The 25,774-nt window shown below is 41.1% G+C and carries 29 protein-coding genes; 9 read left to right on the forward strand and 20 right to left on the reverse strand.

The window, feature by feature from the left end; translation table 11 throughout:
* The first annotated feature begins 24 nt into the window (after positions 1–24).
* From BN3282_RS05715 to BN3282_RS05750, 8 genes are all read left to right on the forward strand, one after another.
* Positions 25–1,353, forward strand: coding sequence for an amidohydrolase family protein (locus BN3282_RS05715; protein ID WP_059067377.1), 1,329 nt, complete (start codon positions 25–27; stop codon positions 1,351–1,353).
* Positions 1,354–1,382: 29 nt separating this feature from the next.
* Complete coding sequence (locus BN3282_RS05720; protein ID WP_059067380.1) at positions 1,383–2,480, forward strand: BMP family ABC transporter substrate-binding protein; 1,098 nt, start codon at positions 1,383–1,385, stop codon at positions 2,478–2,480.
* A 114-nt stretch (positions 2,481–2,594) separates the two neighbouring features.
* Positions 2,595–3,428: a nucleoside phosphorylase gene (locus BN3282_RS05725; RefSeq protein WP_059067383.1), complete on the forward strand. Its 834-nt coding sequence runs from the start codon at positions 2,595–2,597 to the stop codon at positions 3,426–3,428.
* A 15-nt stretch (positions 3,429–3,443) separates the two neighbouring features.
* A complete protein-coding gene (locus tag BN3282_RS05730) occupies positions 3,444–4,982 on the forward strand; it encodes an ABC transporter ATP-binding protein (RefSeq protein ID WP_059067385.1) in 1,539 nt (512 codons plus the stop codon).
* Positions 4,972–6,063, forward strand: a complete 1,092-nt coding sequence (locus BN3282_RS05735) for an ABC transporter permease (RefSeq protein ID WP_059067387.1) — start codon at positions 4,972–4,974, stop codon at positions 6,061–6,063. The genes BN3282_RS05730 and BN3282_RS05735 overlap by 11 nt, the downstream gene beginning before the upstream one ends.
* Complete coding sequence (locus BN3282_RS05740) at positions 6,060–7,004, forward strand: ABC transporter permease (protein ID WP_059067389.1); 945 nt, start codon at positions 6,060–6,062, stop codon at positions 7,002–7,004. The genes BN3282_RS05735 and BN3282_RS05740 overlap by 4 nt, the downstream gene beginning before the upstream one ends.
* Positions 7,001–8,992, forward strand: a complete 1,992-nt coding sequence (gene tkt, locus BN3282_RS05745) for a transketolase (RefSeq protein WP_059067391.1) — start codon at positions 7,001–7,003, stop codon at positions 8,990–8,992. Before BN3282_RS05740 ends, tkt begins: the two co-directional genes overlap by 4 nt.
* A gap of 101 nt (positions 8,993–9,093) precedes the next feature.
* Complete coding sequence (locus tag BN3282_RS05750) at positions 9,094–9,867, forward strand: DeoR/GlpR family DNA-binding transcription regulator (protein ID WP_059067393.1); 774 nt, start codon at positions 9,094–9,096, stop codon at positions 9,865–9,867.
* A gap of 454 nt (positions 9,868–10,321) precedes the next feature.
* On the opposite strand, the gene BN3282_RS05755 is transcribed toward BN3282_RS05750, so the two are convergent.
* The 6 genes from BN3282_RS05755 to BN3282_RS05780 all read right to left on the reverse strand — a co-directional run bounded on the left by BN3282_RS05755 (position 10,322) and on the right by BN3282_RS05780 (position 13,789).
* Positions 10,322–11,512 (reverse strand): site-specific integrase, encoded by a 1,191-nt coding sequence (locus BN3282_RS05755; protein ID WP_009271880.1) that lies wholly within the window; start codon positions 11,510–11,512, stop codon positions 10,322–10,324.
* A gap of 77 nt (positions 11,513–11,589) precedes the next feature.
* On the reverse strand, positions 11,590–11,793 hold the full coding sequence (locus BN3282_RS05760; RefSeq protein WP_004613735.1) for an excisionase: 204 nt from the start codon (positions 11,791–11,793) through the stop codon (positions 11,590–11,592).
* Between the two features lie 374 nt (positions 11,794–12,167).
* A complete protein-coding gene (locus BN3282_RS05765; protein ID WP_025487352.1) occupies positions 12,168–12,407 on the reverse strand; it encodes a helix-turn-helix domain-containing protein in 240 nt (79 codons plus the stop codon).
* Positions 12,400–12,828 (reverse strand): RNA polymerase sigma factor, encoded by a 429-nt coding sequence (locus tag BN3282_RS05770; protein WP_008787630.1) that lies wholly within the window; start codon positions 12,826–12,828, stop codon positions 12,400–12,402. The genes BN3282_RS05765 and BN3282_RS05770 overlap by 8 nt, the downstream gene beginning before the upstream one ends.
* 279 nt (positions 12,829–13,107) lie before the next feature.
* Positions 13,108–13,332, reverse strand: a complete 225-nt coding sequence (locus BN3282_RS05775; protein WP_008787629.1) for a hypothetical protein — start codon at positions 13,330–13,332, stop codon at positions 13,108–13,110.
* 31 nt (positions 13,333–13,363) lie between these two features.
* Positions 13,364–13,789 carry a hypothetical protein gene (locus tag BN3282_RS05780; protein WP_008787628.1) on the reverse strand — a complete coding sequence of 142 codons (426 nt, stop codon included), beginning with the start codon at positions 13,787–13,789 and terminating at the stop codon, positions 13,364–13,366.
* Between BN3282_RS05780 and BN3282_RS05785 the strand changes: the two genes are divergently transcribed.
* The gene (locus BN3282_RS05785; RefSeq protein ID WP_008787627.1) at positions 13,764–14,048 is read left to right on the forward strand and encodes a topoisomerase C-terminal repeat-containing protein; all 285 of its coding nucleotides are present in this window, start codon (positions 13,764–13,766) and stop codon (positions 14,046–14,048) included. The genes BN3282_RS05780 and BN3282_RS05785 overlap by 26 nt on opposite strands.
* A gap of 177 nt (positions 14,049–14,225) precedes the next feature.
* Here the strand turns inward: BN3282_RS05785 and BN3282_RS05790 are convergent, their stop codons facing one another.
* From BN3282_RS05790 to mobT, 14 genes are all read right to left on the reverse strand, one after another.
* Entirely contained in the window at positions 14,226–14,642 is a 417-nt protein-coding gene (locus tag BN3282_RS05790) for a hypothetical protein (RefSeq protein WP_059067395.1), read from the reverse strand.
* Positions 14,639–14,842, reverse strand: a complete 204-nt coding sequence (locus BN3282_RS05795) for a helix-turn-helix transcriptional regulator (protein WP_039930565.1) — start codon at positions 14,840–14,842, stop codon at positions 14,639–14,641. Before BN3282_RS05795 ends, BN3282_RS05790 begins: the two co-directional genes overlap by 4 nt.
* Positions 14,843–14,942: 100 nt before the next feature.
* A complete protein-coding gene (locus BN3282_RS05800) occupies positions 14,943–15,854 on the reverse strand; it encodes a conjugal transfer protein (RefSeq protein WP_059067397.1) in 912 nt (303 codons plus the stop codon).
* Positions 15,855–15,870: 16 nt separating this feature from the next.
* Positions 15,871–16,878: a bifunctional lytic transglycosylase/C40 family peptidase gene (locus BN3282_RS05805; RefSeq protein WP_059067399.1), complete on the reverse strand. Its 1,008-nt coding sequence runs from the start codon at positions 16,876–16,878 to the stop codon at positions 15,871–15,873.
* On the reverse strand, positions 16,875–19,079 hold the full coding sequence (locus BN3282_RS05810; RefSeq protein ID WP_059067401.1) for a CD3337/EF1877 family mobilome membrane protein: 2,205 nt from the start codon (positions 19,077–19,079) through the stop codon (positions 16,875–16,877). Before BN3282_RS05810 ends, BN3282_RS05805 begins: the two co-directional genes overlap by 4 nt.
* Entirely contained in the window at positions 19,079–21,529 is a 2,451-nt protein-coding gene (tcpF, locus tag BN3282_RS05815) for a conjugal transfer ATPase TcpF (RefSeq protein ID WP_059067403.1), read from the reverse strand. The genes BN3282_RS05810 and tcpF overlap by 1 nt, the downstream gene beginning before the upstream one ends.
* Positions 21,507–21,905: a conjugal transfer protein gene (locus BN3282_RS05820; protein WP_059067405.1), complete on the reverse strand. Its 399-nt coding sequence runs from the start codon at positions 21,903–21,905 to the stop codon at positions 21,507–21,509. Before BN3282_RS05820 ends, tcpF begins: the two co-directional genes overlap by 23 nt.
* Before the next feature lie 118 nt (positions 21,906–22,023).
* Positions 22,024–22,527 (reverse strand): antirestriction protein ArdA, encoded by a 504-nt coding sequence (locus BN3282_RS05825; protein ID WP_006857105.1) that lies wholly within the window; start codon positions 22,525–22,527, stop codon positions 22,024–22,026.
* A gap of 17 nt (positions 22,528–22,544) precedes the next feature.
* Positions 22,545–23,048 (reverse strand): antirestriction protein ArdA, encoded by a 504-nt coding sequence (locus tag BN3282_RS05830; protein WP_008787619.1) that lies wholly within the window; start codon positions 23,046–23,048, stop codon positions 22,545–22,547.
* A complete protein-coding gene (locus BN3282_RS14615) occupies positions 22,967–23,263 on the reverse strand; it encodes a hypothetical protein (RefSeq protein ID WP_008787618.1) in 297 nt (98 codons plus the stop codon). The genes BN3282_RS05830 and BN3282_RS14615 overlap by 82 nt, the downstream gene beginning before the upstream one ends.
* Before the next feature lie 109 nt (positions 23,264–23,372).
* Entirely contained in the window at positions 23,373–23,993 is a 621-nt protein-coding gene (locus BN3282_RS05835; protein WP_008787617.1) for a hypothetical protein, read from the reverse strand.
* 89 nt (positions 23,994–24,082) lie between these two features.
* Positions 24,083–24,304 (reverse strand): hypothetical protein, encoded by a 222-nt coding sequence (locus BN3282_RS05840; RefSeq protein WP_002323342.1) that lies wholly within the window; start codon positions 24,302–24,304, stop codon positions 24,083–24,085.
* Positions 24,305–24,439 carry a DUF3789 domain-containing protein gene (locus BN3282_RS05845; protein ID WP_017143882.1) on the reverse strand — a complete coding sequence of 45 codons (135 nt, stop codon included), beginning with the start codon at positions 24,437–24,439 and terminating at the stop codon, positions 24,305–24,307.
* Positions 24,440–24,451: 12 nt separating this feature from the next.
* On the reverse strand, positions 24,452–25,648 hold the full coding sequence (mobT, locus tag BN3282_RS05850; protein ID WP_008787615.1) for a MobT family relaxase: 1,197 nt from the start codon (positions 25,646–25,648) through the stop codon (positions 24,452–24,454).
* Positions 25,649–25,774 lie beyond the last annotated feature (126 nt).

Here is a 25,774-nt window from a genome sequence, read left to right on the forward strand (position 1 = left end):
ATCAAGTGTTTTGGGGAGGAAAGTATGAAATACGAAATGGGTATCAGTGGCGCGATCATTGTTTCCGGGCATAATGGATACGAGCCATTTATCGGTTCGGTTGCTATCAGAGGGGACAGGATCGAGAAAGTCGTAACAGGAAGTTTGGAGAAAGAGGACTGCGAGGAATGGATCGACGGTACTGGCAAGATTCTTATGCCGGGACTTGTGAATGCACATTGCCACGGGGATATGACACTGGCAAGAGGATTGGGCGATGACCTTACACTTCTTGAACAGAATGAAAAATTTGCCGATACCGAGTGGTTTTATACGCTCATAAGTGATGAAGATCGTTATTATTCCAGGCAATTAACATATTGCGAAGCACTTCTTTCTGGTACGACATTTATAATGGAGAACATGTATTGGGGGCTTGGGGAAGATTCTGTTAAGGCAATGGTTGAGACGGGAATTAAAGGAGCTCTTGCAGAAGATATAAGAGTGAGTTTCGTAAGACCGGATGATTTTGTTTCAGATGCATTTTTGGAAGCATACGGGGAAGTGTGCCAAAAGAATGGAATATTGCCAATACTTGGTGGAATATCTGAAGAAGATTACAAGACAGAACGTTTAAAAAGAATTCTTGAGATCGCCCGAAAGCATGGCATGAAACTTACATGCCACTTAGCGGAAAATACTTGGCGAAGAGACATAGTAAGAGAAAGATATAACACGACTGCCATTGATTATTTGTATGGGACTGACCTTCTTGGGAGTGATGTGATAGGTTCCCATGTTGTTTATGCGACTGATGAAGAAGTTAAGCAATTAAAGGAAACAGACACAAAAGTTGTGAATACACCTCTTTGTGAGATGAAGATCTGTGATGGCATAGCGCCTATTCCGGAAATGGTAAAGCAGGGGGTTACAGTCTGCTTAGGAACGGATGGAAGTATGTGGAACAATTCGAATGATATTTTCCGTGAAATGAAAGGAATGTCACTTCTGCATACCATCAATAGTGGAATACGAAGCCTTACAAAGAAAGAAATATTGGATATGGCAACGATCAATGGGGCGAAGTGCTTTGGATTAGAAAAAGAGATGGGTACAATTGAAGAAGGAAAGAAAGCAGATCTTCTTCTGATTGAAACGAATACTCCACATATGCAGCCAATTCGTATGGGAGTAAATGAAAATGTAACATCAGCAATTGTTTTTAATGCAACAGGACAAGATGTTACAGATGTGTTCGTTAATGGCAGACATGTTGTATCAAATGGAGAACTTCTTACAGTGAAGGTAGAAGAAATCATGAATAAGGTAAAAGCCGCTTCGGAGAAAATAGCGGATTATTTACAGAAACAGTAGCATGAAAAAGGAAAGGAAGGGTAATTATTATGAAGAAAAAAGTTTTATCAATGTTACTGACAGCAGCGCTCGTTATGAGTATGGTAGCAGGATGTGGTGGCGGAAAAGACAAGGCTGACCAAGGATCCGACAAAGCAGACAACGGAGAAAAGCAGTATAAAGTAGCGCTCGTTGTTAACCAGAAATTCGGAGACAAAGCTTCCATGGACGATCTTGCAAAAGGTGCAGACCAGGCAGCAGAGGATTTTGGAGTGGAAATCAAGAAACTGGAATCAGCTGAAGCATCTAAGTTTGAAGAAGATGTTCGTGCGATGGCAGATGCAGGATATGATCTGATCGTAACTACATATCCGTATATGACAGATGCTACAAAGCTTGTTTCACAGGAGTATCCGGATACTAAATTTGCAGGCGTTTTCCAGATGATCAATCAGGGAGACGAAAAGTTTGAAAATGTCTGGGATACAGAGTTCCATGGTGAAGGCGCATTCTACCTTGGCGGATATATTGCTGGTAAACTTACAAAAGCTAACCATGTAGGGTTCATCGTTGGTGGAGAAGAGCCAACGCCGAATGCTGAGGGTAATGGTTTTATGATGGGAGTTCTTGCAGCTAATCCAGAGGCAACAGTTGAGTTCGCCTATGTAGGAAGTTATGAAGATCCGGCTAAGGCAAAAGAAATTGCAAGCGCTATGATTTCTCAGGGATGTGATGTGCTTCAGACAGATTCTGGCGCCTCAAATGCAGGTGTTGTAGAAGCAAGTAAGGATGCCGGTATTCTCTGCGCAGGTGAAATTACAGATTATTATGATGCATATGAAGGCTTCTATGGAATCGAAGGAATCGGTTTTGGGGATACAGCATATAAAGCAATTGAAATGCTGATCAACGACAACTTTGAAGGTGGAACACATGGTATCCGTGATCTTACAAATGGTGGATACTTTATGGATTGGGATTCTTTCAATAGATTTGCAGATGCAAATGAAGAGTACAGCGAAGTCATGAAAGCAGCGATCGCAGATGCTCAGAGCTTAGAGGAACAGATCAAAGACGGAAGTCTCGAGATCCCGTTTGACACAGAAGTACCAAGCTGGGACAGAATAAAGACAACATACGGTAAATAAAAATCATATGTAAATAGTCCCCGCTTGCGTGTATATACACAATATGGCGGGGACGTCTATAAGACACAGATACAAAAGAGGCTGAACACGCATAGCAGTGGAAGGAGAACTGACATGGAAGAAAATGTAAACAGGGCATCGGCTCCAAAAGCAGAGAATGAAGGGGTGTATCATCTTCAGTTGAAAAAGGGAGACGTACCACCGTACGTAATATTACCTGGAGCGCCAGAAAGAACCGTTAAAATAGCTAAAAATTGGGAAAATGTAAAAGAAGTTGCATCCTACAGAGAATATAAAACAGTAACAGGAACATATAAAGGCGCAGAATTAGCTTGTACATCAACAGGAATCGGAGGTCCGAGTTCAGAGATTTGTCTTCACGAGTTAAATACATTAGGCGTTCATACCTGCATTCGTGTGGGCACAACAGGGTGTATCGTACCAGAGTTTGATCTTGGAGATTTGATCATACCGGTTGCGGCATATAGAAAAGATGGGACGTCTGCTACATATGTAGAGCCAGAATTTCCGGCGTTTGCAAATCCTTATGTTGTAATGGCGCTGATCGAGGCGTGTGAAAGACTTGGTTTTAGATACGGACTTGGTCTGGATTATACGGTTGGTTCCTTTTATATCGGACAAGGAAGACCTCTGAATGAAGATGGATCAGGATACTGGCCGTCATTTGCAGAAAAAATCATTCCGGACCTGCAATCAGCCGGTGTTACGAATATTGAAATGGAGACATCCGGTCAGCTTGTTGTAGGGTATCTTCACGGAATGAGAATGGGAGCAATTCTTTCTGTGATTTCTAACCGTGTTCTCGACAGATGGGGAGACAACGGCGGTGAAGAAAAAGCTTGTTTGGCAGCAGCTGAAGCAATGAAAATACTTCAGGAGTGGGATGAATCAGGGGAAGTTAAACTGAGTGCAAAACTGAAGAGATAAAAAGAGGGTGGACTTATGGCAACAGCAGTAGAAATGTTGAATATATCTAAATTTTATCCCGGTGTGGTTGCGACAGACAATGTATCTTTGCGTGTAGATGAAGGGCAGATACTTGGCTTGATCGGAGAAAACGGAGCGGGAAAATCTACTATGATGAACATGCTTTACGGTATGACAGAACCGGATATCGGTGAGATCAGATTGTTTGGAAAAAAAGTACGAATCCAGTCTCCTAATATGGCGATAAAATTAGGGATAGGAATGGTGCATCAGCATTTCATGCTGATGCCAAATCTGACCGTACTTCAGAATATTATTCTTGGAAATACGCCGACAAAAAACGGCTTGATCGACGTGAAAACGGCGAAAGAAAAAATAGAAGAGATCATGAAAAAGTATGATCTTCCGGTCAATCTTGATGAGAAGATCTACCAGCTGTCAGTAGGTGAAAAGCAGCGAGTCGAGATAATCAAAGCGCTTTACAGGGATGCAAAAGTGCTGATCATGGATGAACCGACGGCAGTCTTGACACCGACGGAGACAGATAAACTGTTAGTTGTATTAAAACAATTAAAAGCGCAGGGCTGTGCAATTATTTTTATCACGCATAAATTGAGAGAAGTTATGGCTATTACGGATAAAATCGTTGTAATGCGTAAAGGTCTTGTAACAGGTGCGCTCGACACAGCAGAAGCACATACAGATGGTCTGTCTAATATGATGGTTGGCCGTAAAGTAAATTTAGAGATCCCCAGAAAAGAATATGATCCAGGAGAAACTGTGCTTGAAGTTGAGGGCTTGAAAGCGCTCAATCAGAGAGGGCTTCCGGCGCTTAGAGGTGTAGATCTCAAAGTGCATAGAGGAGAAATTGTCGGAATCGCAGGAGTAGAGGGAAATGGACAGACAGAGCTGATCGAAACGATTTCAGGGATGCTCAAACCAACAGAGGGGAAAGTGCTGTTCAAAGGTGAAGACATAACCGAGTATTCCGTAAGAAAACGTAGAGAAGACGGAATGTCGCATATACCGGAAGATCGTTTGAAAATGGGAAGTGCAAAAGATTGCACGATCAGAGATAATCTTATCTTAAACAGATATTATCAGAAACCATATTGTAAAATGGGGATTTTAAACAGTGGAAAATTACATGATATGTCTGAACAATTATGCAGAGACTTTGGCGTAAAAACCCCTGACTCTGATTATCAGTTGGGGACATTGTCAGGCGGAAATATGCAGAAAGTAATTTTTGCAAGGGAGATGGAGGCAAATCCGGATCTTTTGATAGCAGCACAGCCGACAAGAGGAGTAGATATCGGAGCCATTGAATCTATTCATAAGAAAATTGTAGAAGTTCGTGACTCAGACAGAGGTGTTCTTCTTGTAAGCGCTGAATTAGATGAAATATTATCTCTTTCTGATAGAATTCTTGTTATGTATGAAGGGGAAATTATGGCAGAATTCTTAAGGGGAGAGGCAGATGAAAGAAAGATCGCAGTATATATGACCGGTGCAAAGAGACAGGAAAAAGGTGGTGAGAGCAATGGAGAATAAGAAAAAAAGTAAAATTATTTCGGCTCTTGGAATAGTGGGCAAGCAAGTAGGCTTGATCATTGTAGCTCTGTTGCTTGCGACAATCTTCCTTGCAGCTTCTGACTACGATCCGTTTGCTATTATACGTGGTATATGGAACAGTATGACTTCGGACATTGCAGGTACGATCCGTTGGATGACACCGTTAGCTCTTGCCGGTCTTGCAGTATGTGTGACATATAAAGCGAAAGTGTTTAATCTGGGCGTTGACGGCCAGCTGTACATGGGAGCGGCGGCAGCAACAGCAGTGGCGGTGAATCTTCCCGTTGATCTTAATCAGGGAGTATCTGTTGTAGTTGTATTTTTTGCGGCTATGCTTGCAGGCGCCGCATTTGCGATGATACCGGCTCTTATGAAAGTGTATCTGAATACAAATGAAATAGTATCCACTTTGCTGCTGAATTTTATTGCAGAATTATTTATTGAATATCTGGTAACGGGCCCTCTTAGAGACCCGGCAGAAGGAACCAACTTAAACGCAAGTGCGGTCCTTCCGGAAAATACTTGGCTGCCGCGGCTTTCCTGGCTCCATCCATCTTCTGCTAATATAGGATTTTATATCGCGATCATCGTAATGGTGGTGTTAGCATTTGTATTTTTTAAAACATCATTTGGTCATGAGATCAAGATCGTTGGTTCGAATCCAGTACTTGCGAGATATTCTGGTATGAAGCCTAAAAAAACGATCATTCAGGTTATGGCGATCAGCGGCGCTATTGGAGGGATTATCGGTGCAATAGAAGTGACGGCAGTACAGCATAGACTGCTTGCTGGTTTCAACCCTGATTTTGGTATGACAGGAATTGTTGTCTCGCTCTTGGCAAATAATAATCCGATCGGTGTGTTCTTTTCAGGCGCTTTCTTTGGAGCTCTTCATAATGGCGGTATCAATATGGAACGTATCACCGATGTGCCGTCAGCAGTTACGGATATTGTAACAGGTATTATATTCTTGACGATTGGAGCAAAATTTGTGCTTCCGAAGATAAAAAAAGCAATTGCAGCAAAAAAATCTGAGAATAAAGGAGGAAAAACGGTATGAATGTAGCAGTTATTACAGATACTTTAGCATCCATGATCAGGATTGCGACTCCTTTGATGCTCATGGCTCTTGGCGGTCTGTTGTGTGACAGAGCGGGCGTATTTAACATTGCTATGGAAGGGTTTGCTCTCGTGGGCGCTTTTGCGGCAGTTGCGGCAGTGCAGTTTTCAGGAGGCAGTGTTTGGATGGGACTTTTGGCAGCAATCCTGGTAGGCGCATTATACAGCGCGCTTTTCGGCTTGTTTGTTACGAAATTTAAAGCAGATAATATTATCGCTTCTATTGCGATGAATACGTTAGGCGCAGGTTTAACATCCTATCTTCTGAGAGCTATTTTTGGAGTGCAGGGTGCATTTGCGCCAGATAAAATAAATAAATTACCGATGATCCAAATTCCGATCATTAAAGATATTCCTATTTTGAAATGTATTAGCGGGCAGAGTATCGTGACGTATTTTACGGTACTATTGATCATTGCTATTTTCATTATGTTGTTCCGCACAAAAACAGGACTTGCAGTTTGTGCAGTTGGGGAATCGGATGTAGCAGCAAGAACAGCAGGTATAAAACCAGAACTGGTCAAATGGAAAGTGATTTTGATATCTGGAGCACTGTCAGGACTTGCAGGAGCCTATTTATCTACAATTTCCGTATCCCAGTTCTCGGAAAATATGATCCAAGGACGTGGTTTTACAGCATTTACAGCCTATGTATTTGGTGGATCACATCCAATATTTGCATCACTGGTATCTTTATTGTTTGGACTTGCAGAGGCGATCGGAATCCGAATCGAACTTATGGGGATGGATATTTCCCCATCCATTATCAGCATGTTCCCATATATGCTTGCAATCGCGGCACTTGCGGTTAGTTCTTATATGATGAAGCGGAAACTGAAAGGTACTGTGAAAATGAAAAAGAAAAAGGAGAAGTTAGCATGAAAGAGCAAACAGCAATAAATGCCATAAGAATTTTGTCGGCTGACGCAATTCAAAAGGCAAAATCAGGACATCCGGGGCTTCCTTTGGGAGCAGCTCCTATTGCATATGAGTTATGGGCGCATCACATGTCCCATAATCCTAAAAATCCTAAATGGATGAATCGGGATAGATTTATTTTATCGGCGGGACATGGTTCGGCTATGTTGTATTCGCTGCTTCATCTTTTCGGGTATGGGGAATTAAGTGTGGAAGATTTAAAGCAGTTCCGTCAACTTGATTCTCTTACACCAGGACATCCGGAATATCGCCATACGGTTGGAGTGGAAGCTACAACTGGTCCTTTGGGAGCCGGATTGGGGATGGCGGTAGGAATGGCTATGGCGGAGAAACATCTTGCAGCGAAATTTAACAAAGAAAATTATCCGGTAATAGACCATTATACCTATGTTTTGTGTGGAGACGGCTGTCTTATGGAAGGAATTTCATCTGAGGTGATGTCTCTTGCGGGAACATTAGGGCTTGGAAAGTTGATCGTACTTTATGATTCAAACTCTATTACTATAGAAGGAGGAACAGATCTTGCGTTTACAGAAGATGTGACGAAACGTTTTGAGGCATTTGGTTTTCGTACATATACTGTGCAAGATGGAAATGATATAGAAGCCGTAGGAAGAGCAATAGAAAAAGCCAAAGAGGAATCGGATAAACCAGCCTTTATTAAGATTACTACCAAGATTGGATATGGTGTTCCTGCAAAAGAGGGGAAAGCCTGTGCGCATGGAGAACCTCTTGGAGAAGAAAACGTAAAAATTTTAAGAAAAACATTAAATTGGCCATGTGAAGAGCCTTTTAAGATTCCGGATGAGGTATATGATTTCTACAAAGAATTGGCATCTCAGGGTGAAGAAAAAGAAACTGTTTGGAATGCGATGATGGAAGAGTACGCAAGAGAATATCCGGACTTAAAGGCAGAGTTAGAGCGCTGGTTTGATGAAGATCGTGAAGATAACTTGATCGAGGACGTTGATTTCTGGAAGAGAGAAGGAAAGGCAGAGGCTACAAGAAGTATTTCTGGTAAGGCGTTGAATTATATCAAAGATAAGATGCCAAATCTTGTTGGAGGATCTGCTGATTTAGGACCATCGAATAAAACGATCATGAGTGAAGCAGGGGAATTCTCTAAGGAAACACCTGACGGAAGAAATATTCATTTTGGAGTGCGTGAAATTGGAATGACTGCAATTGCGAACGGAATGCTTCTGCATGGTGGTTTAAAAACATATACGGCTACATTTTTTGTTTTTGTTGACTATATGAAACCTATGCTTCGCTTATCCTCTTTGATGCAGATTCCGCAGATCGCAGTACTTTCTCATGACAGTATCGGCGTTGGGGAAGATGGACCGACACATGAACCGATAGAACAGCTTGCAATGCTTCGTTCCATGCCGAACATGTATGTATTCCGTCCTGCTGATGAAATCGAGACAAAAGCGGCATGGTATACTGCAGTGACATCAAAACGAACGCCGACGTGTCTTGTGGTTTCCAGACAGAATCTTCCAGTACTTGCGGGGACGTCAAAAGATGCCCTTTTTGGAGGATATGTGCTCAGAAAGGAGAAAAAATCGGAAGCAGATCTGTTAATGTTTGCAACTGGTTCAGAAGCAGGCCTTGCAGTAGAAGCAGCGGAGAAACTTGAAGAACAAGGAATTTCAGCCAGAGTAGTAAGTATGCCGTGTATGGAATTGTTTGAGGAGCAGACGAAAGAATATAAGGAATCCGTAATTCCTGCAAATGTGAAAAAACGCGTTGCGATAGAAGCGGGCTGCAGCATGCCATGGTACAAGTATGCAGGAATTGATGGCTGCTTTGTTACAATGGACACATTCGGGGCGTCTGCACCGGCAGGACAACTATTTGAAAAGTATGGATTTTCAGTAGATAATGTGGTTACAACAATAGAAAATTATATGAGAAATAAGTAAATCACTGCTTTTAAAGAGTTATAAAGCGTGATATAATCAAATAAGAATTTATGGGGAAAGATCTTTGATCTGCACGGTTGTAACAGGGAGTAGGAGAGAATGTGAGTAGAAAAGAAGAACGATTGAATCAAGTGGTTGATATTCTGAAAAAACGGAATAGTGCGACAATTAAAGAATTAGCGGTCTTATTGGATGTTTCTGAGATGACGATTCGCAGAGATATGGAAATGCTTAAAGCAAAGGGAATTATACTGGATATTCCCGGAGTGGCTGTTTTAAATGCTTCTGCAGCAGATGAGGCAGATAAATATTTATTGTCTATGGCAACTACATTTCATGCAAAAGAAAAAGAACGCATAGGACGATATGCGGCGACGCTGATACATGATGATGATTGTATTGTCATTGACAATGGATCCACAACAGAATGTCTGGCGGATAATATAGGACCGGATAAGAAAATTTCTGTTTTTACATGCAACCTGAACATTGTAAATAAGGTATGTAATCATCCGAATGTTTCGATTATTTTTGGCGGAGGATATTACCATCCGGATACAACTTTGTTTGAATGTGAGGAAAGCATTGCATTGTTAAAAAAAGTGCGTGCAACGAAAGCTTTTCTTTCGGCAGCAGGCGTGCATGAGTCGATGGGGATTACCGGGATGAATAGTTATGAACTGACAATAAAACGAGAATTGATTCAAACAGGAGCAGAAAAGATCTTATTAGTTGATTCAAGTAAATTTGGATTGATAAAACCGTGGTTTATAACAGATTTGGAGATATTTGACCGTATAATCACCGATACGGACATTACACAAGAGTGGGTAGAAATTATAGAAAAAAAAGATATTATGCTGGATATTGTATAGCATGATATCTGGGGCAGAATGGAGATATTTTGCCGATCACGAAAATACAAAATCGCTGTATCACAATCAATATAAGGGATACAGCGATTTTGTATGTGCTGTGTTTAGCAAGGAAATTATGTCCTCGCCCCAATTTTCGGGCACCCAAATCGTTCCATGGCGTTGTTAATTCATTTAACAACCGGAGCGCTTTTTTATGAGCGCCGGAATCGAACACCTAACTATATACACAATATTTTTTTCGCGTTTCATCTATGTAATCATCTATGTATTTTATAAAAAAACTTACTAAATTTCTGATTATCTTTTCATAAGTTGGTAAATGCCGATATATCCCGTATTTTAGGGCTTTATCGGTATTTTCTTTTTGGAAGATACCTTGCATAAGCTGGCATTTACCAGCATGAAAATGCAACCAAAAGTAGTAAATGAGTAGTAAATATAAGCTCCGATATTAACAAGCCAGTCTTTCCAGTTCCGCTTTTGCAGATTGAAATGTACCGTGTGCGTAATAGCCAAGTGTCATGGTTATGTTAGCGTGTCCCATGAGATATTGCAGGGTGTTTGGGTTCATTCCTCTATTTGCCATATTCGTACAATAAGTATGCCTGAATGAATGTGGTGTGATGTTCGGTAACTTATCCGTGTGATACTTGTTATATTTCTTAATCAATCCTCGCACCATACCCTCATAGTTTCCTGCAACTTTAGGCAAGCCCTCACGGTTTAAGAATAGGAAATTGCTGTAACCACCTACAATCAGCGGTTGTGCTTTTCCTCTGCTCTTTAGTATTCTTTGGATTGCTTGATAAGCCCGTTCTGTCAATGGAAGTTCCCGTTTTCCGTTTTTGGTCTTTGGTGTTTCAATATAGTAGCCTATTTCGCTATCTTTCAATAGCTGGTGGTCTATATTGAGTATTCTGTTCTGCATATCAATATGCGTCGTCAGTCCGCAAAATTCAGAAATACGAAGTCCCGTTTCCAGCAGAAGCACAACCTCATCATAATACTTGCTGTAAATCTTGTCCTTTTCCATAAAGGCAAGCAGGCGTTCTTCCTGCTCTGGTGTAAGGATAACTTTCTGCTCCGTATCATCTTCCAGAACATCACTTAGCTTAAATTCAAACGGGTTCTTTCTGATACAGTCGTCTTGTATCGCCATGTAAAATGACGCTTTCAAGGAACGCTTATAGTTATCAATCGTTTTATAGGCATATCCTTTTTCACTCATTCTGATAGCCCATTCTTTAGCGTCCGATTGCTTCACAGTATCAATCGCCCTCATACCCAACGGGTCGTTTTTCAGAGCGTTCATAAGATACTGTCGTCCTTTTTCAGTAGCCCTTTTGATGTTCTTTCTTTGGCTGTTCTTCTTGTCGTAGAGCTGGCAGACTGTCATTTTACCGCCGACTGTGTCGATACCGTCGTTAAGGTCTTTTTTTATCTGTGCTTCTTTTTCCCTCAACGATATATCATCACGCTTTCCAGCAGGTGTCTTGTCTGTCGGTACAAGTTTCCAAGAATAGACAAATTGTGGCTTTCCGTATATATCGGTATATTTATAAACGTATCTTCCGTCTTTTCGCTGGCTCTCTCCATTACGCAAATTGCGATTTTTACCGTCTTTTCGTTTTACATTAGACATAGTGTAAAGCTCCTTTCCGTCATGGAATGAGCCGTGATACGCTATATTTATTATACCATATCTACGGCTCAATGACATTAGATTTCGTCCAATGTATCTATGATTTTTTCAAATTGTTTTCGCTTAATCTGAATACGGTTACCGTTCACGATAACCCAGCCAGCGTCAATATTTTCTTCGGCTAATTTACGCAATTTCTTTTCGCCAATGCGGAAGTATTTGGACGCTTCTTCAATCGTCAGCGTATATTTTTCCCAGATAGGCACATCAGTATTGTTCATAATCTATGCACCCCCTTTACTGTGTGTCATTTTTTACAAGCAGGCAGACGGCTTTGGAAAGCTCCGTTAGTATCTCAACTATTCCCATTCTTGTGGGCAGAACCGCACCATGCGGACGTATCATTATTCTGTGAGGATAGGTCGTGGCAAAACGACTTTTCCAACAGTCGCTCTCGGATCACTGCGTGGGTCGCTCGCTTTCTTTTGAAAAGGTCGTGGCGTACAGTCCCCGTGGCTCGCTATCTCACAAACGTATCTGTCTGCTTTATTCAGTTGTCAAAGAGCTGTGGCGAAAGCGTGTTGCTTTCATGTAAAAGCAGGGGCAGAGCAGGAAAGAGGGGATTGAACAAATCATGCTCTGCGGTTACTGCTTGTTATTCTTCGGTTTCTAAAGGAATATCAAAGTCCAAAATCATTTTGATAAGTGCTTCTCTGATACGTCCTTTTAATTCCATGTCTACGACTATGCAGACATTACCATATTTGTCGTAGAACGGACGCAAACAACATTTTGATATGTACGGGTCATACAACGCCAGTATCTTTTCAATCGCATTTACGTTGCCGTCCACAGCCGACGAAATAAGGTAAAATGACGGGCGTGTGTTATTCATCATTCATGTTCTCCTTTAATTTTTTCTTGATTTCTTCAAGTGAGTTCTTCCTACTGCGGAACGACGTTGAACGGTTAATCTTTAATCTGTCGCCGATTTCTGTATCGCTCATGCCTAAGAAGAAATACATCAACAAGATTTCTCTGTCTTTTTCAGACAGATACTTAATCGCTTCTGCTAAATCATCATCAAGGACACGAACCTCAATACCACATACATCAAAGGCGGTATAATCGCTTTCGTATTCGTCCCAGACTGCCAGCTTTTCTACGACGATTTCTGGAAGTTCACAATAGGAAATTTCCTTATTTCTTCGTCGCTTTAATTCTTTGCGATAATTACGGACAATGCCTTTCACTACACGTTTGAGCTTGCAGTCAAATTGACATTGTATTGTCTTTTGGAAGTCCGACGGTTTCATATCATCACACCCCCTTTCCGTTATGACGTGAAAAGTGTTTATCCCTCTTTCCGCACCATATCTGTACAGCAAGGTGTGATTTGTTGCATGATTTTGAAAAAAAATGAAAAAATTTTTTCGGGTACAAAAAAAGCCCGCACAAAACATATAGTCTGTACGAGCTATTAAAGCTGTGAGATATTCAGTTGTTAATAAAATGCTGTTAGGTAGTGTATGACCGTATAAGATTATGCTTAAAACTTTCCATGACACAAGCCCCCTTACAGCACTTGATTTCTATTAAACTTTTGTCTTTTTTGTAATCTTGTAAATATATTCTTCTGGAGTAGGGCGTTTATTTCCAAAATACTTTCTGAAATTCTCCTGCACTTCTGGGTCGGTGCTGTTCATAGCTTCATCAATCGTCGCTTCAATATCAGCTCGAACATCAGCTAATGACACACCGCCAGCTTTTGCACCAGCTTTCAATGCTTTTTTAATATCTCGTTTTTTAAGTCCTATCATAGTATTACCTCGTCACAATTTACTGAATGTTTTAGAAATGTTTTTCAAAATGCTTATATAGAATAATCCCTAAAAATGTTTGCAGTAGGAATAAACCAAATATAATGCCTATAATCCATGCTTCAATATGAAGTAACGCAAGTACAAAAGCAACAAACAAGTACACGAAAGTCATTAACTGATATACTAAAGAACCAGCTTTCATTCTTAAAAATATTTTTCTTTCATCAACATTATTGATGTGATTTTCTCTATTTATATTTTGTAATTTTTCTTTATTTTTTGGCATTTCATAATAACAAATTTTCAATAATTGAACACCAGAAGCAAAAGCTAAACCGAACCCCATTGCGTAAAAAAGTGTAGCGTAATAATCAGTATCAATAACGAAATATCCAAAACATATAAAGATTATACCTATAATAATCTCAATGATAAATGATAATTTTTTCTTCATTGTTAATTCCACCTTTCAAAAGACTACATTTTCTGTATTAAAAAAATCGTTTTATGGTTGTTCAAATTATCCTGAATGTAAGTTTACTTTAGCTGAACATTTTAGAAAGAAAAAACTAACCAAAACGAATGTAAAAGAATTACTGGAGGGAAAAGAAACCCTGGTAAAAGGAATCAAAAACAAAGAGAAAAAGCCCTACAATGCCGTTGTAAAAATTGGGGAAAAGGGATATATTGATTTTATCTCTTTTTCAAAATAAACATAAAAGCCCTTTAAAGAGGGCTTTTATATATTAATCACAAATCACTTATCACAAATCACAAGTGATTAATCACAAATCACTTGTGATTTGTGATTCTTAATGATACAATATTACTATACAAAAAAAGAATGGGGCGTAGTTATGGAGAAGGAAAAACTAAAAATACTTGAAGAATTAAGACGTATTTTTATCTAAATAACGAGCTGTTATAACCCATGTAATTTGTCCGATAGCAATAACTCCTGCTATCGAAAAAAACACAACTTTACTCATATATCCCATAAAGACAAGAGCAAATAATACAAGAACCAATAATGTAAGTGTTACTTTGTAAGCATTCGCAAGAGAAGCATTAGTAATTGCGATATTTCTTTCATCATTTTCTAATATTTGCATTTCCTTTGTCGGCTTACTGAATATATCACACCCCATTAAAATCAATATTATTCCAATAAGTGTTGTACCATAGACAACCAAATCTGGACGAGGTACAGGTAATAGTTGATGTACTCCTAAACCATAAGTTAGTAAACCACCTAAAAGAATTATTACACCGACAAATAATTCTACTTTTTGTATCTTATGCTTCATTTACTTTCCTCCTCATAAATAAAAATTTCTTCAATGCTCATTTGAAAGTACCTTGCAATTTTAAAGGCTAACATAATAGAGGGATTGTAGCGTCCATTTTCTAAAGAGCCTATTGTTTGACGAGATACTTCAAGAGCAGTCGCTAAATCTTCTTGTTTAATACCTCTTTGTTTTCGTAATTCTTCTAAACGATTTTTCACAACATACCCCTTTCTTGAACGAATGGAAAGTTCACTTTCCTTTTCTAATCTTATGATACTACTGCGAGCAAAGAATGTCAAGCAAACTTTCCATGTTTTATTATCCTACAATCTTCCAGTTACTATCCTTATGTAGTACAAGCTCATACTGTGATACCTGCGTCGCCTTTGTCTGATTATCAAGAAATTTTACCGCTACCTTGACTTTCACATTGTCCCCGTCCTTTGTAAAGATAGGGTTTACCAATTCAGAATAAAGGTAGTCCCTGCCGATAGGTTCAAGTACATTATCAGATACATAGTAGGCAAGCTCTTTTTCTGTGGCTGTTGGGTACAGCTTAAAGAATGTTTCCAGAAATGCGGTAGCGTCGTTTACAGTATCAGCGTCTACACTTGCATCTGCTTCTGGTGTCTTAGGCTCATAGTCTGATTTTTCGATTGCTGGTGCAAGGGTAGGGTTCTGAACGATTACCATATCCCCGTCAGCGTCCACATGGACTTTTACGGTATAGGTTGCTTTCACATTGCTTGTCTGTTCTCCCTCTTTTATCTGCTGATCTACTTCGTAGGTAGCAGAAAAAGTGTCCGTTCCCAACTGTTCGATACTCCATACAATCACATCTGTAACTGTGGAGCTGGTCGGTATATCCGTTCTGATTGTATCAACATTCAAGTCCTGCAATTCCTTTGTCAGATAACCGCTGATTGCCTGCGTCCTTGCTTCAATCGCTTCTTTGCTGTTATTCCATGTGTAGTAGGACTTCGCAAAATTTTTCACGAAATTTTCTATCCCGTTAGTGTCCTGCAAGCGAAGCTCTATGATTTCTTTTTCATGGGTCGTGTGCTGGTCGATAGCCGTAAAATTCTTATACACTCCAAAGCTCACGCTTGCAATAAGCACCACCCACAACGCAATCACGGTTTTCTTATGTGTGCCTACCTTAACAGTACGCACCTTTTTTTCTTTTGGTTCTTTGAGAGTTTCTGTCTGTTTCTTATTCTTCTTAAACATATTTTTCAAGTCCTTTCTATTGTTTTACTCGTCCTGCACCGATTAAGTGCTGTTGCCAGTAACTACTACTTAGGTCTGCATATCCTATCGGGTCGCCTGCATGGTACATCTGGTTATTTCCTACATAAATTCCGATGTGGGTTACATACGAACCAGCGTTATAGGTAGAATGGAAAAATACCAAGTCCCCAGCCTTTGCCTGCGAGAGTGGAAGATGTTGGGTTGCGTCATACTGGGCTTGTGCTGTTCTCGGCAAGGAGATACCAGCTTTTCCATAACACCATTGCACAAGTCCGCTACAATCAAAGGAAGTGTTCGGGTTACTGCCACCATACACATATTTCCAGCCTTGATACTTCAACGCTTCATTCATTACCTTTTGTGCCAGTTCTCCCGATACCTGCGGAACAGTTAAATACTGATTGACTAATTCCACATAGAACATATTTCCATAGCCATACCGCCAGCCCCCGTTCTTTGCAACGGCTATCGGGTTGGTGTAGATTACTTTCTTTCCACCCGATTTCTTACGGGCGAAGCTCTCTGCAAGATTAAAGGTGTGTTTCTTACCTTTTCCTGCCACATATCCCATATAGCCACCGCCATAGTTATAAGATTGTATCGCTACATTCAAATCGTCGATACCTTGATTTTGGCAGGAAGAAAGCAGGGACGCAAAATATTTACACCCCTGCTTGATTGAGCTTTCCGTATCTAAAGAGTTAGGCGGTAAACCAAGACTTTCCGAACTCTGCATAACATCTTCTGCCGTACCGCCACTTTCTACTTGAATGATAGCAAGTAGCACATTGACATACTCGGAGATACCGTTTTCTCTGGCATATTTTTCCACCATAGGCTGATGTTTCAAGACTTCTGCGGATAGGTTCATACCCGTAATGCCAGAAGAAAAATTGCTGTTCTCATCGTCGCTGTCCGCACTAATGAGGACACCAAAGAAAAGCACCAGAGAAAAGAGGATAGGAAACAGACTGCCAATAAGAGCGATATGTTTCAGTTTCATTTTTTCTTCTGTCCTTTCTTCGTTACAAGATTACGGCTTTTCTCTATGGTCTGTTGGTTCTTTTGGACGCTATGGGTCTGCTGAACTTTTGTCCTGCGGTCTTTTGTGTAATTCTGGCGTGTTTCCTGCGATACCACTTTTTCTACATTCTGCCTATGTGCAGGCTGTACCGACTGGGTCGCTTTCTTATCAGAAGCACCCGAAGATAACGGACGCTCTTTGATAACATTTGTCTTGACTGGCTCACTTGCTTTTGAAGTGGTCGCTGTGGCAGGACGTTTCACTTCCTGCATTTTTTCCGCACTCGGCTTTGGAATGGTTGAAGCTGTGGCTGGTCGCTCATGGGGACGGGTAGCTCCCGTTGTCGCTGATCCGTCCGTCTTTCTTTGTCTTGCTTCTTGTGCCTTTTGAAGCTCCATACGTTTGTCAGCGATATTCTGTCTATGCTGTTCCTGCTTTTCCAAGCGTCCCGTCTGTCTGGACTGCTGTTCCTGCACCATGCCACGCTTGAAGTCTGATACGCTGGACTTTGCCTTTTCCTTTGCGGAATACACCGCATAAGCGGTCTGTGTCGGCATATCCTTGATATTCTCTTTGACAGCGTTAGCCTTGTCTTTCACTTTATTTTTCGTATCTAAGACAGCACCCACCTTTGAGCCTGCACGCTGTCCCATGCTGGAAGTGGTATTGCCCCGATTTTCTTTAGAAGCCGTATTTTTTCTTTCGGCTCTCTTGCCAGCAACGGCACTTCCAGCTACCGCACCAGCCACACCACCCGAAATACCGCCAGCACTTACCGCCCTTGCAATACGGTGTTCCATACGCCTAGCCCTATGTCGCATAAACAGATACGGTCTGCGGAAAATTCTTCGTCCCATGTTTTGACTGTCGCCAGCATTAAGTGAGAACATACTCATTAAGTCGCCCAGCTTCATATAGATACCAGCGAAACATACTATTTGCAAGAAAGCTACCATGAAAAACGGATAGTCCGTGGATATGTTATAAAACATACTGGAAATGCTGAACGCCACCGTTACAATGAGCGTTATTCCTGCCCGTGTCATTATGGTATTAAACACCCTTACGATTGCCTGCTTTGCCATGCTTTCATAGCTCGGTATCATGGAAAGTAGAAAACTGATAGGTAAAAACATTGCAAAGATAATAAAAAGTATCTGGCTAAACAACATCATGCCCGTAAGCAAGAATACAAATATCGTTATCCCTAAATTGAAGAACAGTAGGAAGAACACCATACCTAAACGGTTCACGACCTGCGGTATTGTCAGATTGTTGTTGTCGTTGTCCTCGATTTCTGTTTTCACGACTTCCTCTCTGGTTTTCCCGTCCTCGTCCTCTGGGCTTGCCGATACAAGAGCTTCGACACGGTCTGTTCCGATTTCCTCTGCGTTGCTGTTGCCAAATTGCAGAAGTAGCCACGGCTGTTCCACTTGAATAGAAAATAAGCTGTCCCGTATCAAGTCTACGCTGTCCTTGCCCTCGCTGTCAGAGTTTGGGAGCATGATTTTTGTTCCCAAGTCAAGTGAAGCGGTACTGATGTCTGATGAAAACTCATTTATCTTCTTGATGTAATCGGGAGCATAGGCAATAAACGAAGCGGACAGAACGAACACCACAACAAAGTTAATAACAGCGTGAAGTGCTTTACTGGTTTCTCTTTTTATCAGTCCCGTATAGGCAACATAAAGTCCCACCACTAAGATAATGAGAAGCAGGAAACCAACATAGAAGCCAGAGCTGGAAAAACCGTTTGCTGTAACACCTGCAAGGGTCTGTATGCTTTTTCCGATACTGTCTGCCATATCGTTAATAAAATCAAGTTTGTAGGCTTCCTGCACCACATAGCCCGTTGCATTGCTTAAATAAAGGCTTATCGTCCAGACAAAGTTGGTAATGCAGTAAAGCCCGTACTGTACTGATTTTCCGATACCGTCCAGCCAGTTCCACGGAAGCCACGACCAGCTATTATCCACATAAAAATCAAGCTGGTAATTCGACAGCGGATATTTTGAGTAAAGATTTTCTGCGTTTATGGTATCGTCCACAAGCCCCGTCGCATGAGCCACCGTCCCCAGAAGTGAGAGCAGGATAAGGGAGAGTGCCACGACAAACAGAGCCATTTTGAGAAAGTGAAGTATCTTCCTTTTTGTGAACGCACCTTTTATCCTTTCTTTCATCACTCCACCTCATTTCTCTGTACGGGCGGTCTGGTATCAAAGGCGTGTAGCAGTTCTTCAAAGACTGGGTGTATCTGCACCACACCGACACGCCCGTATAAGTCCTGCAATAAGCATTGTCCGTTCTCCAAATCACGCAAGCGTTTCTGGTTGTTCTCGTCGTCCTTGTCGATACCGAAAAATTCTAAGGTCTGCTTTATCTCGTTGATGTCAGTAGAACGAAAGGCAAACTTCAAGCCGATATTGTTTTTCAGACTTTCCTTTGACACGTCGCCAGAAGATTGTGTAACAAAATAGACGCCTGCCTGCATAGCTCGTCCAGCACGCACCAGCTTATTTGATAAAGTTTCGCCTTGTGCCACATTTAAGAACGCCCACGCTTCGTCAAGGTCTACAATCTTAAAAATGCTTCTGTCTGAATGGATAAAATCAAGGGCAAAGGTACTAATCACAATCAGCATAGACACCGACAATAATTCAATGGTCGTGTATTCCTCAAATGTTGTATCCTTATCTGGTAATACTAAGTCCGCTACTTGAATGATATTGAGTTGGTTATCCAGACTGATTGCATTTTCCACCGTACCGTCTGAAAACAGCAGGTGTGCAAAGTCGTAGTCCGTGAAGCTGTCGATATGTTCTGCGATATTTCTTGATATGGGTGTATCTTCACGGCGTAGCTCGTCTATCACATGGAGCAAGCCCCGACTGTCGCTCTGGGTAACGGAGCGTACCGCCTTACGAAGTACAGGGAATTTTTCGCCGTCCCTAGAGGAAATACCCGTAAGGAATGTCAAGATGTCGATTGCCAGACTTTCAGCGTCTTTTACATTCTTCATAATCACGAACGGGTCAAGAAGTCCTGCATTGTCCTTGTCGCTGGTAAGGTTTACGATATTGATTTCATGGGCGATTTCTGGGAGCGTTTCTTTCCAGTTGCCCCTCTCAGCTTTGGGGTCTAAAATGACTGCTTGTCCCCCAAAGAGAACTGAATAATACACCAGAAGATTGTTACAGAACGACTTCCCACCGCCAAGCGAACCGACAAAAGCAGAAGCAAGGGCGTTGGTAACTGTACCTTTTATACCTTGACTGGCAAGGGACGGTTGCAGGTACACATTTCTTCCCGTATCAACGGAATAGCCCATATAGATACCCGTGTTTTCTCCTAACTGCTGGGTCGCTCCAAAGCCAAGCCCAGCCAAGAAGTCTGATTTTACATACTGCACATAGTCGTTGATATATCGCTTGCTGGCAGGAAGAAATTCAGAATGAAGCCCCAGCATATCCCCAGCAGGACGCACCAGCTTTACATTGAGGTCGTCGTAAAAGTCTTTGACTTCATCACAACGGCGTTTCAGCTCGTCAAGATCGGGTGCAGACACCCGTATAACGTAGCTTAACTTATACATACTTTCTTTGCTCTGGTCTAAGTCTGTTTCCAGCTCGTCCACGCTGTCTAAAGCGTCCACCACATTTGAGCTGGTTTCACTTCCAGCTTGATAGGCGTGATTGTCAAGGTCTTTCAATTCCTTTTTCTTGTTTCTTACTGTGATAAGTGCTTTTCGGTTCTCCACGATTTCTACATTCATAGAAGTATCAACGGGGAATGTGAATTGCTGTTGTTGGAAATAGAAGATTTCAGAGGACGGAAAGTCAAGCTCGCCAACAATCGCATTGACAGTAAAGTAGGACACATAGCTTTCCTTGTCCTCATGTTCCAATCGTAAATACCGCTGGCTTTCCTCAATCATACACCTTGTCGGACGGATAAGGTCGTAGTATTTTATCAGCGTTTCTTTCTGCGATTTCTTCTTTGGTAGCTGGTACTCATAATCTTCATAGGCGATACCGTCCCTGCCGTAAAGATGTTCCATGAGATAGCCAAAATCATTGATTTCCAAGCGACGCACCTTGAAACGACGGGAGATTTTATTTTCCAGTAACTTTTCCATTTTCATGTAACGGTTGATTTCATCATTTGGCATGGAAACAAAGTCATTCATCAGCGTGTGGTTCACTTCATGGAGAAATTCCGTGAACGTCAGCCACGCCGATTTTTTGATGTTCTTCAGATTGAACTGTTCTTCCGTAACCATGAGCTTAAAGCCAAGAAAAAAGCGGTAGTCCACTTGATTGTCCCCAATCATAGATACTAACGCTTCGGTCTGTTCGTCTATCTTCTGATAGGCAACTTCCTTTAATTTTCCCGTTACCAGCTTCTTTGACTGTTCCTGCATACTGCGGATTGAGCTTTCTGTGGCAATCTGCAAGGCATGAATTTTACCCTCACGGGACTGTGCGATAAGCTGGCGAAAGCTGTCATGCACGATAAATTTCTGCTCTGCGGATAAGAAAGAATAGTTGTACGGTATCAGCTCATAGTAGGCGAATACCTCATTGTCCTTGTTCCAGACAAGGTTATTGTCAATATATTTTATCGGGAACATAGTTCACACTCCTTACTGCCGTGATTGTTTCATTGAGTATCTGCTTATGCAGTTTTACGGCTTTTCCTGCATAAGTGATTTTTGGTCGCAGGGCATAGGTTATCTGTGATTTCAAAAAGCTGTACGGCTTCTTTCCGTCAAAGGTTTTCTGCGACATAAACCAAGTGAGAGCAACGGGAATACCGAAGTATTTGAGAAATGCTCCCTCAATCATGGAAAGTGGGGGAATATCCCCAAACAGAATGATGATAAATTCCATAATCACAAACCATGTAATCTGTGTAAAGGTAACGGGAAAGGGTAAGTTAAAGTCATTGATTGCATACAAGACTTTTTCCACGTTCCAGATACCCGTATAAGATTTAATCTTTTTCAAGTTCTTTCAGCTCCTTTCGTAAGTTCTTCAAAGAGAAAAGGACAGCCATTTTCAGACTGTCCCTTAAAAGAGAAATACGCTGTCAGTAGCAACAATGCTTGTCGCTGATCTTCCAGCGTTAGTATGGTATCTCGCACATACCTCGGCTTGTTTCAATAAAGCAACCGCCCATATCCAAATCTCGCCCGTAGGCTTCATAGTCAATGTAGTTCTGTAAGCTGGGTGGAATGTCCCCTAGTGCCTGCAATTCGTCTATGTAGTAGTAGGCAATATCTGTCATGGTTTCACAGTCGGGATAATAATAAATATCGTCCTTGTGTTCCACGACTTCTTCCAGCGTCCCATAGTGGCTGATAAATTCGTCCAGACACTCTACAATATAGTCGGGAAGTTCCTCTATCATTTCATACATCTCATTGAGTTCTTCAATGGAAACATACTCGCCAATCGCAATGGGGAAGTTGTCGGTATCATGGATAGCGTATTCCTCATACTGTTCATTCAAGCCGATTTTTTCTTTCACATCTTCCTCGTCAATGGGGAACGTGAACCAAGCACCGACTAAATAGCCCTCATTGTATTTGCCAAGATTAGCAATGTAAACCGCCATATCATCAATCATAAGCACCACCTCATTTCCTACTCTGGCAGTTCAAAGATACCGTGTTCTGTTACTAAAAATTTCCCGTGTTCCTGCAAGTGAGAAGCGTAGGCTTCAAAGTCAAAGTAATATTCTTGACAGTCCTCGGATAAATGCTTAAATGTCGGGTCGTTCATCAGCTTTTGCCTTGCAACATCTATCATGCTTTTGCAGTCGGGATAAACCGTAATCACGTTCCTGCAAATATAAAGTGCTTCTAAATTTTCATACACGGTAAGAAGTGATACATATTCTTCCTGCATATCGCTTGAAAGCTGGCGGTACATAAAATCTAATTCGTTGAGCTGGTACACGCTTGTATGTTCGTGGACTTCATCAGCAAAGGGCAGTACCTTTTCGATAATGCGGTAATCCCCACTTTCTGCACCGACACCTAACTTTTCTTCAAACTCTGCAACATCTATCGGCAGGTCAAACCAGTATGATGTTGTTTCTTCGCCAGTTGTTCCTTTCGTTTCCACCAGCACCCTTGTTTCCTGCATTGTTCCTCACGTCCTTTCTGTTGTTTCATCACATCTTGTAAGGTCTGGTACGACATACCAAACACATATTTAGAAAAATCTTCTAACTGTCTTTCTTCATAATCGGCAGGGTTCAGTCGTTTCATTTCCTGCCACACCTTACGCTTGTAAGAGGGCAGGTCGGAAATATAATCACAGCCGACTTTCGTCTGCATATCCTTAAAAATATCGCTCATTTCATCACTCCAATCTAAAATTTAGGTAAGAAAAAAGCAGTCAATCCTAAGACTAACTGCTTTGTGTGTATGGATATGAAATTGTCAAACTGGGATTTATCAATATAAACTACCATGGAAAAATATAATAAAATACCAAAGTACTTAATACAATTCCGACAATATACATTTTTCTATAGTTTACTTTTTTGAAAAATATTATGGTAAACACAACAGCTCCTATAATATCCATTAACAACTGAAATAGGAATGTTTGATGTTCCAAAAAATAAATAAAAACTGCTATTGTTTCAGCAAATAATGCTCCTACTGGTAAAGAATATAATACTGAACTAAAAATATGTTCCCTATTCCAATAGTACAGAATAAATGCTGCTATTGCACAAGCGATTGACCAAACAGTAAACAATATGAATAGCCCAAAGCGGAATCCGCCGGAAAACATAGGTATAAACATTCCTAATATTGCTTGTAAAGCATAAAAACTTAATGTCATTCCAAACATATACAAGAACGAACTAATTCCTGCACAAATATTTGAGGTGCTTAACATAACGATGATAGTATTGGTAATAATCCAAAAACCAAACAATGTTTGAGGTGATGAAAAACTCCATAGTGTATCTGCGGGAAAATAATCTAACAGTCTACATATACACCCTACTAATATACCAATTACAAATATCGCTGTATAAGACTTATATGTATTTCTTAGTTTTATATTTGACACAATAGTTTTCCTCCTAAGTTCAAATTCATATTTGTCGTTTTCTTCATATCCATATTATATCACTCACATATTAGCACTACAATAAAATTTTATGCACCGATAATCTTGTTGAACAGCTCTAACAGTACATCTTTCACACCGCCGGCATTGAATACCAAGCCGACAGCAATCAAGGCAACTACCAAGAAGCCAATGAGCTTTGAAAACTCACGCTTGAACCCTAAGTAGATACCGATAACCACAATCGCCATAAGCACTAAGCTCTGTGCGTTTGATAAAAACCATTGATATAAATTTTGTCCGAAATTCATTTAATTGTCCTCGCTTTCTTTTAATTGTTCCATTTCATAGTCAGCTTCTTTGCCGACATTCAAAATACACATCAAGACTACGCCGATACCCATTCCCATAGATACCAGCAGGAAGTCTTTTAATAATACCCACATTTTTTATCACTCCTAACTTTCTACTAAATCTTTTGCAGGGGTCGTCTGCTGTTTGATTATCATTTCATGCTTTTCTGTGAGCTTTGCCTGCTGTTCGATTGTTTCCATGTAGTCTGTACCGTTTCCCTTATCAATCTTTTTCAGCATTTTTAAGGTCGGTGCTACCTGCCGTTGTACCCACCGCAATGTGCGGTCTAAGGTGTAAGGCTCTGGTTTTGTCGTCAGCTTCAAGCTCTGTCTGTTATCGCCGATAAACCAAGCCCAGCGGTCATTGAGCTTCCAGTCATTTTTTCGCTTGTCGGGTTCTTCATCAACAAACCGCACATACTGATTGATGATAGAAAAAGCGGTCTGTTCTGCGTCATAATAGGTCAGTAAATCTCGTACCGCATAATAGGCTCGTTCATTGCGAAGCCGTATTTCAAAACGGTTGATAATGTCGGCTTCTTCCAGAGGTGTCCCTAACTTGACGTACTGCTCATAGTCCTTTTCATAGATACAGAAATACACATCTGATTTCAGCGACCCAAGATAAAGGGTACGCCCCATATATTCTCTGTCGTCCTCTCTGTGCTTGATAAGCTCGCCCGACTGGTAAAACTTATAGCTTCTGGACTTTCCGATATATTCCCGTTTCCTGCATTTTTCCGCAAGCTCTGGAATATCCAAAATGCCCGTATGGTCGTTGATAGCAAGGTCGATACGCTTCATCACGCCACCGTCTATAAGTGCGTCCATAAGAAAGTCATACCAGCTTCTTTGCTGTGCCAGCAGGTAACTTTCAAACTGCCTGCAACCACGCCCCTTTAACTCTAAAAGGACACCTTTTTCTTCGTCAGCCGACGTATAGATAAAGATGTCCCCTAAAGAGTAATGCTCCGTATAACTGTAACGCCCGTAATTTTCATGGAGCATATAGTTGATATTCAGTTTTAATATATCTTTGATGATGTGCTGTATATCCAGCGTGGGAAAACGAATTTTCACATAATCAAACAGCATGGTAAGCGGTGCTTCTGGATTGAACTTTGCCAGTTCTTTATGCAGAGTATTCAGAAGTTCCTTTGACGGCTTCATTTTTCCGCTTTCTATCTTGTTGAGATATTCTCTTGTGATACCAGACGCCACCGCCAGCCTGCCTTGTGAGATACCGTAAGCAATCCGTTTTTCCCGTAATTCTTTTATCCATTGTTCTTCATTCAGAACCATACCCCCAATCTGTCAAGTGTGAAGTTTTTTAAGGCGACTTCACAGCCGATTTTTGCTAGGAAACCATGCGATAAGCCTTATGTTTCCTGTGTTTTTCGTCTATTGTCTATTTGCAAACGTACCCCT

It is taken from the genome of Mediterraneibacter massiliensis (assembly GCF_001487105.1).
GTDB lineage: Bacteria > Bacillota > Clostridia > Lachnospirales > Lachnospiraceae > Mediterraneibacter > Mediterraneibacter massiliensis.